This window comes from Alysiella crassa DSM 2578, from assembly GCF_000745955.1.
Taxonomy (GTDB): domain Bacteria; phylum Pseudomonadota; class Gammaproteobacteria; order Burkholderiales; family Neisseriaceae; genus Simonsiella; species Simonsiella crassa.
On record NZ_JQKH01000059.1, the window covers coordinates 1 to 15,113 of the forward strand.

Sequence of the window (15,113 nt, forward strand, 5' to 3'; positions counted from 1 at the left end):
TTGCGCTTCAATTTGCTTTTCGGCGGCGGCTAATTCCGTTTGCGTGTCGTCTAATTGCGCTGAAATGGCTTGCACAACAGGGCTGTAACGCTGATAACTCGCCCATTCACCCAATAAATAACCCACAATCAAACCGCCACCGCCATAAAGTAAAATATTAGAAATCATCGTATTAGCCCTTTTTATCAGGTAACAGGCGGCGAATTTGGGGGTTTACCGCTTGGCGGCGCGGCTTCACAAAACGGCGGCGCGGCGGCTGCCTGAATTGGCGAAACAAAAACACGCCCAAAACAATCAGCATTTCTACATTTAAAATCAATAAAGTAAGCAAAAAGTAATTCATGCTGTGGCACTCCTTGTTACGCGGCGGCGAATGGTTTTTTTCGGTGGCTCTGCCATTGTGATAGGGTTGTCGTCTTGGTCGGGGTCGGTTTGGTCGGTGTCCATCACGGTGATTTGTGGTGGCGGCTGGTGGGTTTCAGGCTGCCTGAATGCGTTTTGTGGCGTTACCAGCGTTTCCACCACATCGCCAAAATCACGCGTTTCCAATTTGCGCGTGGGTTGGCTGGTGTCAATGCCCACCTTAACGGCGCGATACAAGCCGTTTTCCAACATAAAAAATCCTGTGTTTTTAATGCGTTCTCTCATGTGGGCTTCGTGCTTCCATTGCCCAATGGTCTGCCCCAGCAAGTAAATCAATACCGCCAATAAAAACAGGGCTAATCCGATGGCATAGAACATCATGATTGCACCCCCTGTTTACATTCACATTCTTCCATCAAGCCAATTTTAAAATCTTGAATAAATTGAAAAACATCATCAAGCGTTAAATTTTCATCGCTATTACTCATCAGCGTTTCTACGCTTTCCAGCGCGGAAATTGCACCTTGCAAATAGGCAATGTTTGCCGTGTCATGGTTTGGGTTTACAACGGTATTCATAATTGAAAATCCTTTAAATTCAATCATATAATTAAATTAATGGCTTACAAAAATCCAGCCGTGCCAAATCAGGCAAAGCCAAATAATCAAATTATCCGATTGGGAAAATGAAGAGAGAAATTAGGGGGTTAATGATTTTTGCTGGTGTTTTTGCTCGTTTACCTGAAACACCAGCCACTCTTGCCCCATTTTGCGTAAGCCCACACGACAGCCCTTATAACTGTGAAAATTTGCTAAAAAATTCAGGCAGCTAATCGCGCGTTCTAATCGTGGGTGGCGTGTGTGGGGTGTTGCCTGAATGTGGCAATATTCGCATTCCGTGCCATCTTGCACCTGAAACACCAGCCATTGAGACGGCTCGGCGGTGTTGTTGCGTACCATGCCATAATCAGGCATGGCGGCGGGCGCGGTGGCGTATTGGCGGCGAATGTGTGCTAAGGCTTCAGGGTAGCTCATCAATGCCTTTTGTGGGGTCAAACAAAAGAAATGCGTGTACTCAAACGGCTCACGATTTGCCAAAGGATATTTTTTCTTCATGCCCCGCTCCCTTGTAATGCCATACGCTGTTTAATACAGGCAGCCTGAAGACGGGGTAAAGCCGTCATCATGCCGCTTGTCATCTGCATAAAGGCGCAATAAGCCACTTTTAAATCATGACTATCTGCGTTGTATGCCACTTCATCAAGGTTTTCAAAATCCATGTTGTGCAGCATACCGCCAAACAACAAAGCCATTTTTGCCATATTCTCCATTGCCATACCCGCCAAACTCTCTACGGTGTTGCAATCAAAATAATTGGCAGTCCCATCAAACACGCCCTTAATCGCCTGATAATTCAATAACAAATCGCCGAAAGGGTCTAATGAATGGCTTTTGTAACAACCTGTTGCAATGGGTTTATTTTCCATCATATTCATGCCACACCCCCCGACAATACACGGCAAACCGCCCATTTATGCTGATTAATTTGTTGAATAATAAAGCGGTCATTGGCACACGCTTTCACGCGGTGGGATAAATACACGCTCGCCTTTTGCTGGGTCGGAAAATGGCGAATGGCACGGCATAAAATCGGCGCGGCGTGGTTTGACTTGCGTTTGCGCTCAATGGAGATAGTGGGAGGATTGGGCGCGGTGGTTTTCAGGCTGCCTGAAACCTTTTTCGGCGCAATACGGCGGGCAGGAATGCCCAAATCAGCCAAAATCTGCTTACTAATCACACGCGCGGCATGGCGTTGTTCGGGGCTGGCAGGGTAAAGTGTGCCATTAAATTCCGCTCGCGCCACCATGCGGGCGATTTGGCGCAATTTCATCTTGCGCCACGCTTTCAAGCTGGGTGTGTCCGATGTTGCCCCCTTGTGCCTATCCACGCCCATTTGCGCCCGAATCAGCGCAAAAATAAACGCAAAATGCGGGTGGGTTTTCTCACGATAACGCACCAAATTACGCTTGTAATTTTGGTAAATATCGTTACGAATAACGGTATTGCGTTTACAAGCACGGATTTGGTCAATGATTTCCCCAATACTGGGCGGCGTGTTACCCACCCATTTCACAAAGCCGCTCATCGGCGCGTTTTTCGTTTTGATGGGCGTGGGGGCAGGAGCGGGGTTTGGCTCGTTGGTGGTGTTTTTCAGGCTGCCTGAAACGCTTTCTGCGCCATTTTCGGCGATTTCACCACTTGCCAAAGCGTAAAAATGCGTGATTTCGGCTGGTGTAGGCGTGTATGGCGCATGACCATTGGCACAATCCGCCGCCTTTTGCGCGTTTACCAAGGCGCAAACTTGCGCTTCATGGGCGGGCAGATGAGCAAACGCCTGAATATCGCGCTCATATTGCGCCCGAATGGCGTTTTTCTTGGCGCTGTAGCCTACGGCGCGGCGTACCTGTTTCAAGATGGTTTCAATATCGGGCAGGGCGTGCAGCCAAGCCGTAGCAAAACCACTAATTTTCTGATTAGAATGGATTTTTTTAGAATAAGCGCGTTTTGTAGACGCACTTGTGGCAAGATTTTGAGACATGATTGTCTGCCTTTCACTTTGTGGGTTAATCAACCCGCCTACTACGTTTCCACGCGTAAGGCGGCGGGCAATAGGGCAGCGGGTGGAAAACTGGCACAAAGTGAAACCAGCTAGGCTTGCGCCTAACGCTGCCCCATGCCCGCCAAAAAAAGGCAAAACTAGGGGAATTACAAGCATAAAAAAACCATTCGGGAACTCAAGGTTCTCTGTGAATGGCGATTGCTTGCCACTTTGTTAGCAGCTTTCCACGGCTGCATTGCTTGATTGAAAGCAATGCGCCTATTCTGCCTTTTTGCATTGTGTTTCGTCAAGCAGCGCGGCGCGTTTGGGCACGAATTTTCAGGCTGCCTGCATGGTATTTTTGTCATTTAATCGCCATATATATTTAATAAATATATTTTTATTGAAATATTATGCTTTTTAAAATGGTTTAATTGGTATTTTTTTGTTGTTTTAGGGTTTGTGTAAAAAATGTGGTTTTTATACTTTCGTGGGCAATAATGCACCGCCAAACTGTTGCATAAAAGCATTTGCCTGTTCTTTGGCTTCTTGATAGGCTTGCTTGTCGGTTTTACCATTTTCCAGCGCGGCACGCGTTTTCATCAAATCGCCATTAGGCGGTCTATTTTGCGTTTTTAGCGCGTTTATTTACTGGATAGAGGTTTGCGCCTATCTATACTGCTGATTACGCCAAATGGGGCATTTTTTGGGCGCGTGGGCGCATTTCTGTTTAGCAAGCAGTAACAAGGGGCGCGGCGTACTCATTTTCAGGCTGCCTGAATGGGTTTTGCGCCCCAGTTCAAATTAACATGATTTAACAATATTCTTAACAAAACCCTTGATTTTCTCTCCCCTACCCCATCATAGGGGATATTTTTCACCGTGAAGAGTGGTTTCAGGCTGCCCCCTAGTGGGGTAGGGTAGGGAATTTTGTTAATTTTTCTTTACATTTCTACTATTACGAAAAGCAGAACGCAAAAAAGGCGCAAGGGCAAACGTAAGCGCGTGATAAGTGGATTGGGGCTTATAAATTTGCCCATACGCCAACACGCCTGTCTCATTCATACGGCGTTGATAGCGGCATAAACGCTCCACCGATGGCACAGCGCGGGATAAAAGCAAATCATACAATTCCGCCAAAAATTGAAGCTGGTCGGTTTCGCCTTGATGGTGTTGCCCCATTTGGAAGAAAAGCGCGTGATGGTGGGCAGCGATTGCCATTGCTTTGCGAAACTTCTGTTTTTCATCGGCAGGGCTGTTAATCGGCTCTTGCACGGCGTGGATGTACCAGTTTTCGCCTGTTTGCAACATTTGGGCAATATCGGCGCGGCTCGCCATCGTACAGCGGAATGTGTTTACGCTCGCTTCTTCATAGCGTTGAATAAGAACAAGGGGCGGGGTGTTGCTGGTGTGCATTTTCAGGCTGCCTTTCTTTGATTGTGTTGTTGATTGCGCTGTTCAATGCGTTTGAGCAGCCATTCATTGATTTCACTTTCTACCCAGCCGCTTGATTTGGCGGTCAATTTAATTAATCTAGGAAAATCAGGGTCATATAAATGGCTTTTTGGGTCTGCCTTACCGTAAATGGCAGAACGGCTTAAAGCAGTCATACGCATAACTTCAGGCAACTTTAAAATCCTGATGGTTGATTGAGTAGTCATCTGTGGTTCTCCATGTGCTTACAATGGGCAAAATAATAGCCGTTATGTTTGAACAACATAACGGCATAAGGGGGCTATACGGCTTTACAGGCTGCCTGTATGGGTGGTTTTCTGAAAGTTTACATCAGTTTTCGCAGCCATCGGCGAATAGCGTCATCAGTTAAAACCTTGTCTTTTTCGTTTATTTTCGCGCCTTGCTTTTCTAAAGCATCAATATAATCATCATAATACATTTTCACAGTTTCACAAAATCGTGCTTTTGCGCCATATTCTTCACGCCGCAAGCGCGTTTCCCAAATCTTGAACAAATCCTGAAATTTATTTAATCTAAATTTCTCTTTCACGCTGTTTTGTAACTGTTTTTCTTTGCCCTTGCGCCCATTTTCACGCGCCAATTTAGATATGGGAGCGGTGGTTTGCGCTGGTGTTTCAGGCAGGATAAGGGCGGCACGTTGTGTTTGTTTCTTTTGCTTCGCCTGTTTTTCCTGACATTCTCTAATAAATTCTTGTAATAAAAATAAAATTTCATTAAACGGCATATCGCCAAATATTGCCCGAATAGCCATAACTTGATTGCCAATTTCATGATGTTGTCTTGCCATTTGCATGTGTTCACGCATTCTTGCGGCATTTTCTGCAAAACGCTTTTCTTCCAATTCTCTCTTTGCTTCATCTAATAGCTTTTGTGCTTCTTTTACTGATATTGTTTGCGCTGGCTTGCTCAATCTTGCTATCTTTTCATTACGCATAGTAGCAAAAAAACCTTGTTCCATTGTTTTCTTTAATTCAGGTTTCATGTGCCTTATTCCTATCCTTAACTATCTGCCATATTCTAACACCGTCCATACACATCAACAATCATGATTTTAAAAAGATTTTTCGCAAGCCAATAAAAAACACCAGCCAATCATATTATTAGCTGGTGTTTCAGTCTTTCAGGCAGCCTAAAACCATTAATCACGCATTAACCGCTTGAAAAATAGCCTGATTAATCCATTCATTCAAACTCATGCGCTGGGCTTGAGCAGCAGCAACAGCCGCCGCGTGTGTTTCGGGACTAATACGAACATTAAAACGCCCCGAATACTGCTTCACAGGCTCAATACCGCGCTCCCTGCACACATCAAGGAAAGTTTGCAAACTCGTTTCTGCTTCTTGCTGCAAGCTCACCACATCGGCGGCGTAAAAATCCGCGCCACCATTCAGCCCAATAAATTCACCACGAAACATCTGTATTTCGGGGTCGTAGCTGATAACTGCCTTGTATCCGTTAATTTCCATCAGGTTCATCATTTGGGATAACTCCATTTTCTTCTAACCATTTTTTCACACTCACCACTGCGCCTTTATCAGTATCGGGGCTGGGGTGTGGTCTGTGAAAAACTTTGACTTGTTCAAACAAAATAATCGCAACACGGCTACCCGCTCGCTCTTCAATTTCCGCGCCCAATTCCAAAAACAGGGCTTCAATATCCGCCCATTTAATGCCACCTGATACAGGGCGGGCGAAAATGGCGTTTAATGTACGCTGGTGTTTACGCTTCATTTTTGGCGTTTACTGGTATTAAATAATAGTACCAATTATAACGGCACGTATCCAATATTTCAAACATAGCAAGCACAAACAGGGCAAGCCCACCGCCGCACATTTCAGGCTGCCTGAAACACCCAATACACCACGCAATAAAATTGCTAAAAATTCCATCATTTTCAAAATGTTAAATAAAACTACCGCCCCCATAACACCACGCGCCAAACCATGTTAAAACCCCACCCACCACCACGCCCACACCACAAAAAACCTTGATAAAACAACACCAAACCCAAATACACACATATCAAACCATTGATTTTTAACATTTCCCTTTAACTTTAACACGGTTTCAGGGGATTTTTTTCTGTGAATGAGAGTACGGGCGGTGTCCGTAGGCTGCCTATTTTGAACTTTTGCATACCCCCCTATAACCTTGTTTTCCAATATAAAACTCAAAGGAAGGAAGCTATAACACGCTCACACTTCACAACAAAAGGGGTCAGAATTACCCGCATACTTCGCCTCTTTGGAAGTACCTAACGCATAACAGGCAGATAGATAAATCATTGATTATTTAAATATTCCCACCAATCCCATTAAAATCCCACCCCATTCCCACTAAAATCCCACTTGTCTTCTTCTTAATGAAATAATTTAAATATTTGATTTATATATATTTATATCAATAATAAAATTATCAATCCCACTAATCCCACTTAAAATAGCCATCTCTCGCGTGTGAATCCATCATCTGCCTGCTATCAATCCACCCTACCCCCATCGCTTACCTAATTCACATCGGGCCCAAACAAAAAGCCCCTTGCGAATCATCATCACAAAGGGCTGTATCAATATTTCAGGCTGCCTGAAGACTGGCAAGGGCTTCATCATAATGGCGGCGCAAATAGTCGGAATACCATTGCATAAATGTTTTACGCTCGTCTAGGTATTCAGCGCGATTGTAGGCGGCTCTGATACGGTTGCTTTCCATGTGGGCTAATTGCCGCTCTATGCTATCGGGGTTGAAACCTTGCTCGTTCAATATGCTGCTTGCCAAGCTCCTAAATCCGTGTGGTGTGGCAATGCCCTTGTAACCCATATTATTCATAATGTTGATAAGTGTACCATCGCTGATAAATCCATCGGCTTTAATCCGACTGGGAAACAAATAGGGGGTATGCCCTGTTAGCTGGTACAACTCACGCAATAACGCAACTGCCCAATCTGAAAGCGGTACGATATGCGCTATTTTCATTTTCATGCGCTCGGCTGGTACAGTCCAACAGGCAGCCTGAAAATCAATTTCCGCCCATTTACCGCCCCTTAATTCCGTACTGCGAATAAATAACAGCATATTCAAGAGAATGGCAATCCTATTTTTCTCTTCAATTTCCACCAACATCAAACGGCGATAAAACTCCGTCAATTCTTCACGCGGTAAGGCTGGCATGGGGCGCGTGGTTTTCTTTTCTAAAAAGCCGCGTAATGGTGTAGCTGGGTTACGGTCGGTTAATTCCAACATCGCCGCATAATGAAATACCGCGCCTATCCATTGACGGACTTTTTCCGCCGTAACTAATGCGCCACGCTCCCCTATTCTCACAATTAATAATTTCACATCAGCTACACTCACATCATCAAGCGGCTTTTGCCCGATATAGGGGAAAACATCTTTTTCCATATCCGATAAAATCCGCGCCGCATGATTGGCTTTCCAACGGTGCAAGTTTTCTTTATGCCATTGCCGCGCCAAATGCTCAAAAGTATTTAATAGAGCTGCTTTGCGCTCTGCTTTGGCTTGCTGTTTGGCGGCGGCTGGATTAATCTCATTGGCAAGCTGATTTCGGGCAGTATCGGCGGCGGCTCGCGCTTCAATCAACGCAATATCGGGATATTTCCCAATCGCTAATAACATTTCTTTGCCATCAAAGCGATATTTCAACCGCCACAACTTGCCCCCTGCTGGTGTAACAAGCAAATACAAGCCACCGCCATCAGATAATTTATAGGGTTTGTCTTTGGGTTTAGCCGTTTGGATTTGACGATTATTCAACATGATGAGTTAATTTGGGGGTATTTTTTCAGGGGTCTTTTTTGCATACCCCCAAATATACCCCCATTTTTCAATTGATTTCAATAGAAGCTAGTAAACAATAATAGACAAAAAAACATCAGAACACACCAGCCAAAAAATTAATTCAATTTTAAATCAATGAATTAGTTTACAATCATAGACGATAATAGACGTAAAAAAACAGCCATTTTCAGGCTGCTTTTTTGACTTTGGTGCGGATAGCGAGACTTGAACTCGCACGAGCTAGGCTCACCACCCCCTCAAGATGGCGTGTCTACCAATTTCACCATATCCGCATAAAATTTATTGTTTGGTTTTGGATTTTTCAGCAGGTTTACTTGATTTTTTGGTATTAGCAGTTTTTTTGCTGTCTTTTTTATCTTTATCAGATTTGGCTGTTTTGGCAGCAGATGAATCTGTTTTCTTATTTTTGCTATCCACAACTGCTTTGGCTGTTGCGGCGGCTGCACCTGTAGCAACCGCAGTAGCTACTGCACTATTGCTGCTCGTACTGCTTACTGCACTTGCGCTGCTCGCTGCACTTGGCGCAACCACATCACTGGCAATTTGTTGTTGAATCACTTTGGGTTCAGCAATTTGGCTACTTTGTTGCACATCGCTAAAATCAATGCCGCCCACTTTATTCGCGCTTTTTGTGTTCACATAACCCAATGCCAAGCATGAAGCAAAAAACACCGCCGCCGCAATCCCAGTCATACGCGTTAAAAAGTTCGCATTACCGCCCGAACCAAATACGCCCTGTGCGCTGCCCGAACCGCCAAAATTCGCACCAGCATCCGCACCTTTGCCATGCTGCATCAGTACCAATGCAATAATGGCTAAAGATGAAAAGATATTGATAATCCAAATGACGGTTTTAAAGGCTTCCATAATGTGTGTTTATTCTGCTGCCTGTGCGGCGTTAATAATGGCTGTAAAGGCTTCGTATTTCAATGATGCGCCGCCCACGAGTGCGCCATCTACGTGTGGCACAGTAAAAATATCGGCAGCGTTTTTTTCGTTCACGCTACCGCCGTAAAGAACGCGGATATTAGCATCATTACCACACAATGACAAGACCTCGTTGTAAATAAATTGGTGCATATCGGCAATTTGTTCTTTGGTCGCCACTTTGCCCGTGCCAATCGCCCACACAGGTTCATAGGCAATGGCAAAATTTTTGGTTTTCAAGCCTTTGAATACGGATAATTGGTAGGCAACGGCTTCTTTTTCGCGCCCATCTTCGCGTTCTTTCAGGCTTTCACCCACGCATAATAGGGGAATTAAGCCGACTTTCAAGACGTTTTCAATTTTTTGGCGTTGCACATCATTTTTTTCGTTGAAATACAGGCTGCGTTCGGAATGTCCAATTAAAACAATGTCCACGCCCACGTCTTTCATCATTTCGGCGGACACTTCGCCTGTGTACGCGCCTTTGTCCGCAAAACGGCTCACGTCTTGGGCGCAGGTGAAAATGGTATTATTCAATACAATTTGTACGGCATTATGCACTTGTAATAAATAAACGGTGGGCGGGGTAATGCCAATGCACACTTTTTCTACGCTGGGGAAACTGCGTAATTTGTGAACTAGGGTATTATTGTCTTGCAATTGCCCGTTCATTTTCCAGTTACCGATGACCCATTTTTGTTGCCAAATATTTGAAATTGCCATTGTGAATTTGTCCTTTGTAAATCTGTAAATGGTGATGCGGCGTTATTTTAGCTGATTTTGTAGTCGCGTGAAACTGGTTTCAGGCTGCCTGAAAATACGCGACAATTTTTCCAATTATGAAAATGTGGGTGCGCCGTGCGCACCAAATGGCTGAATATAGTGAATTCAATTTAAACCAGTACAGCGTTGCCAGCTCCCTTATGTACTAAATGTGTACAAGGCGGTCGCTGTCGCCTTGTCCTGATTTAAATTGAATCCACTATAATTTAAATATTGTAGCGAATTTGGTGCGCACGGCGCACCCTACTGTTCTTTTTTCGCGTACTGTTCAGGCAGCCTGAAAACCATTGATTTAACGGTGCAACGCCAAATTATCCCGATGAATCAATTCATCTTCAAACGCAAAACCCAATCGCGCCGCAATTTCATCGGCATGACAACGCACAATTTTCGCCGTTTCCGCGCTGCTGTAATTCGCCAAACCACGCGCAATTTCTTTGCCATCTTCGTTTAACACGGCAATCAGTTCGCCGCGATGAAAATGCCCGTTCACGCGCACCACGCCCACTGGCAACAGGCTGCCGTGTTTGTCCAGCAAAGCGCGTTCTGCGCCCGCGTCCACATTCACGCTGCCTGAAATTTGGATATGCCCCAACAGCCATTGTTTACGCGCATTCACGCGGCTAAATTCGCTGGTAAACAAGGTGCCAACGCTTTCGCCTTGCAACAAGCGTTGCAAAACTTGCGGTTCGCGCCCCGAAGCGACTACGGTACTCGCGCCACTCAAAGCGGCGCGTTTTGCCGCCAACACTTTGGTGTACATGCCACCCGTGCCAACGCCTGTGCCTGCGCCACCTGCCATGTTTTCTAAATCGGGGTGGACGGCGGAAATTTCGTGTATGAATTGGGCTTGAGGATTTTTGCGCGGGTCGCTGTCGTATAAACCGCGTTGGTCGGTCAGGATAATCAGCGCGTCTGCGTCCACCAAATTGGTTACGAGTGCGCCCAAAGTGTCGTTGTCGCCCAATTTGATTTCATCGGTGGTAACGGTGTCGTTTTCATTAATCACAGGCACAATGTTTTGCGCCAATAAAGTATTGAGCGTGCTACGCGCATTGAGATAACGGGTGCGGTCGCTTAAATCTTCGTGGGTCAATAAAATTTGCGCGGTGTGCAATTGGTGGGCGGAAAAGGCGCGTTCATAGGCTTGGGCAATGCCCATTTGTCCAACTGCCGCCGCCGCTTGTAATTCATTGATGGCGGTCGGGCGTTTTGCCCACCCCAAGCGTTTCACGCCTTCGGCAATCGCGCCGCTAGACACCAAAATCACGTCCACGCCTGTGCGTTTGATGGCGGCGATTTGGTTTGCCCAATTGTCCAGCGCGGCTTGGTCAATACCACGACCTTCGGCGGTTACGAGACTGGAACCGACTTTCATCACGATTCGTTTTGCATTTGCTAAATTCATGTTCAGGCTGCCTTATTGTTTTAATTTAAATGTCAAATTTGATTTTCAGGCTGCCTTACAGTACACGACACAATTCATGGAAGGTGCGTATTACGCACCCTACATTTTGGGTATTGGCAAAATTGTTGTGTACGGTAAGGCTGCCTGAAACACACAAAAAACCACACAGGCAGCCTGAAAATTCAATGAAAGCGCGTTATACCATTTTTCAGGCAGCCTGAAAATGCGATAATGCCGCCATTTGTATAGATAAGCCCACACCATGTTTACCGAAACCCCACCCAACGAAGCGGAAATCAACGATTGTCTCACCCAATTGCTCACCGATGGCGTGCGCGCCCACCACGAATCCACCGTTAAATACGCCCAAATGCGTTTGGCGGATTTCAGCCACGTTTTAGAAGAATGGCGCAACGCTGAATTAGCCCAAACCATCGGGCAACCCACGCTCCCCAAAGTCGCGCTCGCGCTGCAAAGCGGCAAATTATCGCCCGAACAAGGCGCGAAATTGCCCCAATTTTTACAACAAGCCAGCGAGCAAGGCAATACCACCGCCCTGCTCTATTTGGCGTATTTATCAGCTAAAGGATTGTTTATAAAACAATCTTTTGGTAACTCAGCCGCATTCGCCCGCAAAGCCGCGCAACAAAAAGATTGGCGTGGCACACAATGGCTTGCCGAAATGCTGCTCGCCGTCCCCGAAGCCGCCCCCGAAATTTTGAATCATGACGCGATAAAAACCGCCAAATTATTCAAACAAAATCATCCACATATTTCAGATAAAGATTTACAGGCAGCCTGCAAACGCTTTTACACCAGCCCCATTGCCGTCAAACAAATCGCGCGGCAACTGCTGCAATTTGCCACCAAACAAGGCAGCCCGACCGCCGAACAATATTTGCGTAAGCTGATTGTACAAGGCAAAATTCCGCCGTCTCCACCCGCCAAACAGTATTGCCAACTGCAAACGTGGCTGGAAACCCAGTTCCCTGCCACACCACCGCGCGAACTCATCAGCAGTGGCGATGTAGATATTTTCCCCGAAAACATGCCGTTTTTACCACAAGCCGAGTCTGAACCCGAATGGTGGCAAAATCCCAAAATCATGACTTTGCTGATTTCTATGGTGGTGATGATTGTGTTGATGTGGTTGTCCACCAAAGTGATGGGGAAATAAGTTCAGGCTGCCTGAAAAATTTTCCCATTTTTAGGCAGCCTGAATGTAAACTTTTGTAAGCAATTAAACCCTTAAAAATAATTAATTCAATCAATTAGCAATCATTCCTATATTAGTGTTTTGATTTATTGAGAATTTTCTCAATTAGAAAATGATGTGAAACTCATTTCTTGTCAAATTAAATTAAAAATAAATCCCATTAAAAAATAGTAACTTGCCAATTCAAATGTTTTTGCTACAATACGCTCCGACAACACACAACCACTTTATATACAGAGGTATTTATTATGCAAGGCAACCAAAAAGTTATTGATTACATGAATTTTTTATTGGCAAACGAATTATCCGCTCGCGACCAATATTTTATTCACTCACGCATGTATTCTGAATGGGGTTTAACCAAATTGTTTGACCGCATTGGGCATGAAATGGAAGATGAAACTTTGCACGCGGAAGGCTTTATCCGCCGCATTTTGATGTTGGGTGGCACGCCCAATATGGTTTCTGCGCCCGTGAAAGTGGGCAAAAATGTAACCGAAATGCTGCAATTTGATTTGGACACCGAAATTGAAGTGCGCGACAATTTGAAAAAAGGCATTAAATTGTGCGAAGAAGAACAGGATTATGTTACCCGTCAATTATTGGTTGAACAATTGAAAGACACGGAAGAAGACCATGCTCATTGGTTGGAACAACAATTGCGTTTAATCAAAATGTTGGGCGAACAAAATTATCTGCAAAGCCAAATGATTGGCAGCAGCGACCCTACTCACGGTCATTAATTCAGGAGAGCAATGATGAAAGGCGACCGTCAAGCCATTCAACAGCTTAATAAAAATTTAGGCTTGTTGTTGGTTACGATTAATCAGTATTTTTTACATGCACGTATTCTGAAAAACTGGGGTTTGGAAGAAATGGGCGAGCATTTCTACAAAAGCTCCATCGTGGAAATGAAGCAAGCTGACGCGATTATTGAACGTGTATTGTTTTTGGAAGGTTTACCGAATTTGCAAGAATTAGGTAAATTATTGATTGGCGAAACCCCCGAAGAAATCATTAAATGTGATTTGGCAAAAGAACAGGAAAAACACCTTGCCCTAATTGAAGCCATCAAAGTGTGTGAACAACAAGAAGATTATGTGTCTCGTTTGCTGCTGGAACAGCAAAAAGATGTGAACGAAGAACGTATTGACTGGTTGGAAACGCAGTTAGAACACATTGAAAATCTGGGTTTAGCAAATTATTTGCAACTGGGTACGTTAGAAGATTAAGCGGCACAAAAGTAGTACACAAACCATATAATCATAAAAATCAGGCAGCCTGAACCATTTTCAGGCTGCCTGTTTATTATGATTAGCAGAATTTACCATGTAGGGTGAGTATTACGCACCAAATTCTCATCATATTTAAATTATTCAATCACTTGGTGCGCACGGCGCACCCTACATGTGTTTTGTTATGCGCCGAAAGGCAGCCTGAAATCTGAATTTACACATACGAATAGTGCATCACTATCCCCAAAAACCACATTAAACCAATGTTTGTATTGTCTAAAAATACATCAAAACAGGCTTGGCGATCGCGTTTTTGTATGCGTAAATAAAATTTCCATTGCGTGTAAATCGTCATCAGCAACATCAGCCAATACACCCAAAACGAGCCTATCATCATGCCCACTTGTATCATCAACACATCAAACAGGGCATAACTCAACATCGCCATCTCCGCATCGTATTTACCAAAGGTAATGGCAGATGTTTTAATGCCAATTTTTAGGTCATCTTCTTTATCTGCCATCGCATAAATGGTATCGTATGCTAGTGTCCAGAACACATTAGCAGCAAACAGCCACCACGCCACAGTTGGCAAATCGCCCAATATCGCCAAAAACGCCATCGGTATACCAAAAGAAAACGCCAACCCTAAATACGCTTGTGGCAAGGGCATAAAGCGTTTCATATAGGGATAGGACAAGGCAAGAAATACGGCAGGAATCGCCATCATCCATGTTTTATAATTAAATGGAATCAAGCACAAAGCCGCTAATCCACACAGAAAACCTGTCAGCCGATACGCTTCTTTTTTGCTGACCAAACCACGCGCCGCAGGACGATTTTTGGTACGCGCCACGTGTCCATCGTATTCACGGTCAGCCCAATCGTTTATCACGCAGCCTGCACTACGCATTAAAAATGTGCCAATGGTAAACATCAGCAACACCAGCCAATCGGGTTTGCCATTAGACGCAATCCAAATCGCCCAAATGGTCGGATACAGCAATAATAATGTGCCAATGGGTCGGTCAATTCGCATTAATTGCGCGTACACCGTCAATTTGCCCACCGTGCGCGGGTGCATGAGTTGCGACAGTAATTTTTTAATTTTCATGCCAATGATTCCTTGAATGAAATGTTCAGGCTGCCTTTCCGTATATGCCCAAAATTTTCAGGCTGCCTTTCAGTACACGACAAAAAAAGTACAATAAAAAAAGAAGTCCGCATCAATTCAGTGGTATCGTATTAATTTTCTCACGACTAATCCAATATGACTGAATTGAGCGAACT

At 44.7% G+C, this 15,113-nt stretch carries 22 protein-coding genes, 1 tRNA gene and 1 pseudogene; 4 read left to right on the top strand and 20 right to left on the bottom strand.

Features of this window, described 5'->3' with window-relative positions; all coding sequences use genetic code 11:
- Positions 1–172 precede the first annotated feature (172 nt).
- The 19 genes and pseudogenes from Q338_RS14530 to proB all read right to left on the bottom strand — a co-directional run bounded on the left by Q338_RS14530 (position 173) and on the right by proB (position 11,372).
- Entirely contained in the window at positions 173–343 is a 171-nt protein-coding gene (locus Q338_RS14530; protein ID WP_156961048.1) for a hypothetical protein, read from the bottom strand.
- On the bottom strand, positions 340–744 hold the full coding sequence (locus Q338_RS08865; protein ID WP_034295743.1) for a hypothetical protein: 405 nt from the start codon (positions 742–744) through the stop codon (positions 340–342). The genes Q338_RS14530 and Q338_RS08865 overlap by 4 nt, the downstream gene beginning before the upstream one ends.
- Entirely contained in the window at positions 741–941 is a 201-nt protein-coding gene (locus Q338_RS08870) for a hypothetical protein (protein ID WP_034294393.1), read from the bottom strand. The genes Q338_RS08865 and Q338_RS08870 overlap by 4 nt, the downstream gene beginning before the upstream one ends.
- A gap of 120 nt (positions 942–1,061) precedes the next feature.
- Positions 1,062–1,478 (bottom strand): hypothetical protein, encoded by a 417-nt coding sequence (locus Q338_RS08875; protein WP_034294395.1) that lies wholly within the window; start codon positions 1,476–1,478, stop codon positions 1,062–1,064.
- Positions 1,475–1,858, bottom strand: coding sequence for a hypothetical protein (locus Q338_RS08880; RefSeq protein ID WP_147293661.1), 384 nt, complete (start codon positions 1,856–1,858; stop codon positions 1,475–1,477). Before Q338_RS08880 ends, Q338_RS08875 begins: the two co-directional genes overlap by 4 nt.
- Positions 1,855–2,961: a hypothetical protein gene (locus Q338_RS08885; protein WP_034294401.1), complete on the bottom strand. Its 1,107-nt coding sequence runs from the start codon at positions 2,959–2,961 to the stop codon at positions 1,855–1,857. Before Q338_RS08885 ends, Q338_RS08880 begins: the two co-directional genes overlap by 4 nt.
- Before the next feature lie 480 nt (positions 2,962–3,441).
- Positions 3,442–3,564 carry a hypothetical protein gene (locus Q338_RS15345; protein WP_281268600.1) on the bottom strand — a complete coding sequence of 41 codons (123 nt, stop codon included), beginning with the start codon at positions 3,562–3,564 and terminating at the stop codon, positions 3,442–3,444.
- A gap of 330 nt (positions 3,565–3,894) precedes the next feature.
- Positions 3,895–4,377 carry a hypothetical protein gene (locus Q338_RS08890; protein ID WP_034294404.1) on the bottom strand — a complete coding sequence of 161 codons (483 nt, stop codon included), beginning with the start codon at positions 4,375–4,377 and terminating at the stop codon, positions 3,895–3,897.
- Between the two features lie 2 nt (positions 4,378–4,379).
- Positions 4,380–4,622 carry an AlpA family phage regulatory protein gene (locus Q338_RS08895; RefSeq protein ID WP_034294406.1) on the bottom strand — a complete coding sequence of 81 codons (243 nt, stop codon included), beginning with the start codon at positions 4,620–4,622 and terminating at the stop codon, positions 4,380–4,382.
- Positions 4,623–4,741: 119 nt separating this feature from the next.
- Entirely contained in the window at positions 4,742–5,419 is a 678-nt protein-coding gene (locus Q338_RS08900) for a hypothetical protein (protein ID WP_034294409.1), read from the bottom strand.
- Between the two features lie 160 nt (positions 5,420–5,579).
- Positions 5,580–5,915: a type II toxin-antitoxin system HicB family antitoxin gene (locus Q338_RS08905; protein ID WP_034294412.1), complete on the bottom strand. Its 336-nt coding sequence runs from the start codon at positions 5,913–5,915 to the stop codon at positions 5,580–5,582.
- Positions 5,893–6,168 carry a type II toxin-antitoxin system HicA family toxin gene (locus tag Q338_RS08910; protein WP_034294414.1) on the bottom strand — a complete coding sequence of 92 codons (276 nt, stop codon included), beginning with the start codon at positions 6,166–6,168 and terminating at the stop codon, positions 5,893–5,895. Before Q338_RS08910 ends, Q338_RS08905 begins: the two co-directional genes overlap by 23 nt.
- Positions 6,169–6,186: 18 nt before the next feature.
- Entirely contained in the window at positions 6,187–6,330 is a 144-nt protein-coding gene (locus tag Q338_RS14540) for a hypothetical protein (protein ID WP_156961064.1), read from the bottom strand.
- 20 nt (positions 6,331–6,350) lie between these two features.
- On the bottom strand, positions 6,351–6,482 hold the full coding sequence (locus Q338_RS15350) for a hypothetical protein (protein WP_280517555.1): 132 nt from the start codon (positions 6,480–6,482) through the stop codon (positions 6,351–6,353).
- Between the two features lie 530 nt (positions 6,483–7,012).
- Complete coding sequence (locus Q338_RS08915) at positions 7,013–8,215, bottom strand: tyrosine-type recombinase/integrase (RefSeq protein WP_034294416.1); 1,203 nt, start codon at positions 8,213–8,215, stop codon at positions 7,013–7,015.
- 225 nt (positions 8,216–8,440) lie between these two features.
- Positions 8,441–8,526 (bottom strand) — tRNA-Leu (locus tag Q338_RS08920).
- A 289-nt stretch (positions 8,527–8,815) separates the two neighbouring features.
- Positions 8,816–9,121: pseudogene (secG, locus tag Q338_RS08925) on the bottom strand (preprotein translocase subunit SecG); the annotation flags it as partial.
- A gap of 9 nt (positions 9,122–9,130) precedes the next feature.
- On the bottom strand, positions 9,131–9,904 hold the full coding sequence (tpiA, locus tag Q338_RS08930) for a triose-phosphate isomerase (protein ID WP_034294418.1): 774 nt from the start codon (positions 9,902–9,904) through the stop codon (positions 9,131–9,133).
- A 352-nt stretch (positions 9,905–10,256) separates the two neighbouring features.
- Positions 10,257–11,372 carry a glutamate 5-kinase gene (gene proB / locus Q338_RS08935; protein ID WP_172540005.1) on the bottom strand — a complete coding sequence of 372 codons (1,116 nt, stop codon included), beginning with the start codon at positions 11,370–11,372 and terminating at the stop codon, positions 10,257–10,259.
- Positions 11,373–11,401: 29 nt separating this feature from the next.
- Between proB and Q338_RS14545 the strand changes: the two genes are divergently transcribed.
- The 4 genes from Q338_RS14545 to bfr (Q338_RS08950) all read left to right on the top strand — a co-directional run bounded on the left by Q338_RS14545 (position 11,402) and on the right by bfr (Q338_RS08950) (position 13,820).
- A complete protein-coding gene (locus Q338_RS14545; protein ID WP_147293662.1) occupies positions 11,402–11,593 on the top strand; it encodes a hypothetical protein in 192 nt (63 codons plus the stop codon).
- Between the two features lie 41 nt (positions 11,594–11,634).
- Positions 11,635–12,549, top strand: coding sequence for an SEL1-like repeat protein (locus tag Q338_RS08940; protein WP_051968575.1), 915 nt, complete (start codon positions 11,635–11,637; stop codon positions 12,547–12,549).
- A gap of 287 nt (positions 12,550–12,836) precedes the next feature.
- A complete protein-coding gene (gene bfr, locus Q338_RS08945) occupies positions 12,837–13,331 on the top strand; it encodes a bacterioferritin (protein WP_034294421.1) in 495 nt (164 codons plus the stop codon).
- Between the two features lie 15 nt (positions 13,332–13,346).
- Positions 13,347–13,820: a bacterioferritin gene (gene bfr / locus Q338_RS08950; protein ID WP_034294423.1), complete on the top strand. Its 474-nt coding sequence runs from the start codon at positions 13,347–13,349 to the stop codon at positions 13,818–13,820.
- A 217-nt stretch (positions 13,821–14,037) separates the two neighbouring features.
- On the opposite strand, the gene ubiA is transcribed toward bfr (Q338_RS08950), so the two are convergent.
- The gene (ubiA, locus tag Q338_RS08955) at positions 14,038–14,937 is read right to left on the bottom strand and encodes a 4-hydroxybenzoate octaprenyltransferase (protein WP_034294426.1); all 900 of its coding nucleotides are present in this window, start codon (positions 14,935–14,937) and stop codon (positions 14,038–14,040) included.
- Positions 14,938–15,113 lie beyond the last annotated feature (176 nt).

Excerpts from the sequence above, each read along its gene's own strand:
- bfr (WP_034294421.1), top strand. The coding sequence starts at position 12,837 with ATGCAAGGCAACCAAAAAGTTATTGATTACATGAATTTTTTATTGGCA.
- Q338_RS14545 (WP_147293662.1), top strand. The coding sequence starts at position 11,402 with ATGTCAAATTTGATTTTCAGGCTGCCTTACAGTACACGACACAATTCA.
- Q338_RS15345 (WP_281268600.1), bottom strand. The coding sequence starts at position 3,564 with ATGAAAACGCGTGCCGCGCTGGAAAATGGTAAAACCGACAAGCAAGCC.
- Q338_RS08895 (WP_034294406.1), bottom strand. The coding sequence starts at position 4,622 with ATGACTACTCAATCAACCATCAGGATTTTAAAGTTGCCTGAAGTTATG.
- Q338_RS08940 (WP_051968575.1), top strand. The coding sequence starts at position 11,635 with ATGTTTACCGAAACCCCACCCAACGAAGCGGAAATCAACGATTGTCTC.
- Q338_RS08870 (WP_034294393.1), bottom strand. The coding sequence starts at position 941 with ATGAATACCGTTGTAAACCCAAACCATGACACGGCAAACATTGCCTAT.
- Q338_RS08880 (WP_147293661.1), bottom strand. The coding sequence starts at position 1,858 with ATGAATATGATGGAAAATAAACCCATTGCAACAGGTTGTTACAAAAGC.
- Q338_RS08885 (WP_034294401.1), bottom strand. The coding sequence starts at position 2,961 with ATGTCTCAAAATCTTGCCACAAGTGCGTCTACAAAACGCGCTTATTCT.
- Q338_RS08865 (WP_034295743.1), bottom strand. The coding sequence starts at position 744 with ATGATGTTCTATGCCATCGGATTAGCCCTGTTTTTATTGGCGGTATTG.
- Q338_RS15350 (WP_280517555.1), bottom strand. The coding sequence starts at position 6,482 with ATGTTAAAAATCAATGGTTTGATATGTGTGTATTTGGGTTTGGTGTTG.
- Q338_RS08900 (WP_034294409.1), bottom strand. The coding sequence starts at position 5,419 with ATGAAACCTGAATTAAAGAAAACAATGGAACAAGGTTTTTTTGCTACT.
- Q338_RS08890 (WP_034294404.1), bottom strand. The coding sequence starts at position 4,377 with ATGCACACCAGCAACACCCCGCCCCTTGTTCTTATTCAACGCTATGAA.
- Q338_RS08875 (WP_034294395.1), bottom strand. The coding sequence starts at position 1,478 with ATGAAGAAAAAATATCCTTTGGCAAATCGTGAGCCGTTTGAGTACACG.
- Q338_RS14540 (WP_156961064.1), bottom strand. The coding sequence starts at position 6,330 with ATGATGGAATTTTTAGCAATTTTATTGCGTGGTGTATTGGGTGTTTCA.
- Q338_RS08905 (WP_034294412.1), bottom strand. The coding sequence starts at position 5,915 with ATGATGAACCTGATGGAAATTAACGGATACAAGGCAGTTATCAGCTAC.
- Q338_RS14530 (WP_156961048.1), bottom strand. The coding sequence starts at position 343 with ATGAATTACTTTTTGCTTACTTTATTGATTTTAAATGTAGAAATGCTG.
- bfr (WP_034294423.1), top strand. The coding sequence starts at position 13,347 with ATGAAAGGCGACCGTCAAGCCATTCAACAGCTTAATAAAAATTTAGGC.
- Q338_RS08910 (WP_034294414.1), bottom strand. The coding sequence starts at position 6,168 with ATGAAGCGTAAACACCAGCGTACATTAAACGCCATTTTCGCCCGCCCT.
- tpiA (WP_034294418.1), bottom strand. The coding sequence starts at position 9,904 with ATGGCAATTTCAAATATTTGGCAACAAAAATGGGTCATCGGTAACTGG.
- proB (WP_172540005.1), bottom strand. The coding sequence starts at position 11,372 with ATGAATTTAGCAAATGCAAAACGAATCGTGATGAAAGTCGGTTCCAGT.
- ubiA (WP_034294426.1), bottom strand. The coding sequence starts at position 14,937 with ATGAAAATTAAAAAATTACTGTCGCAACTCATGCACCCGCGCACGGTG.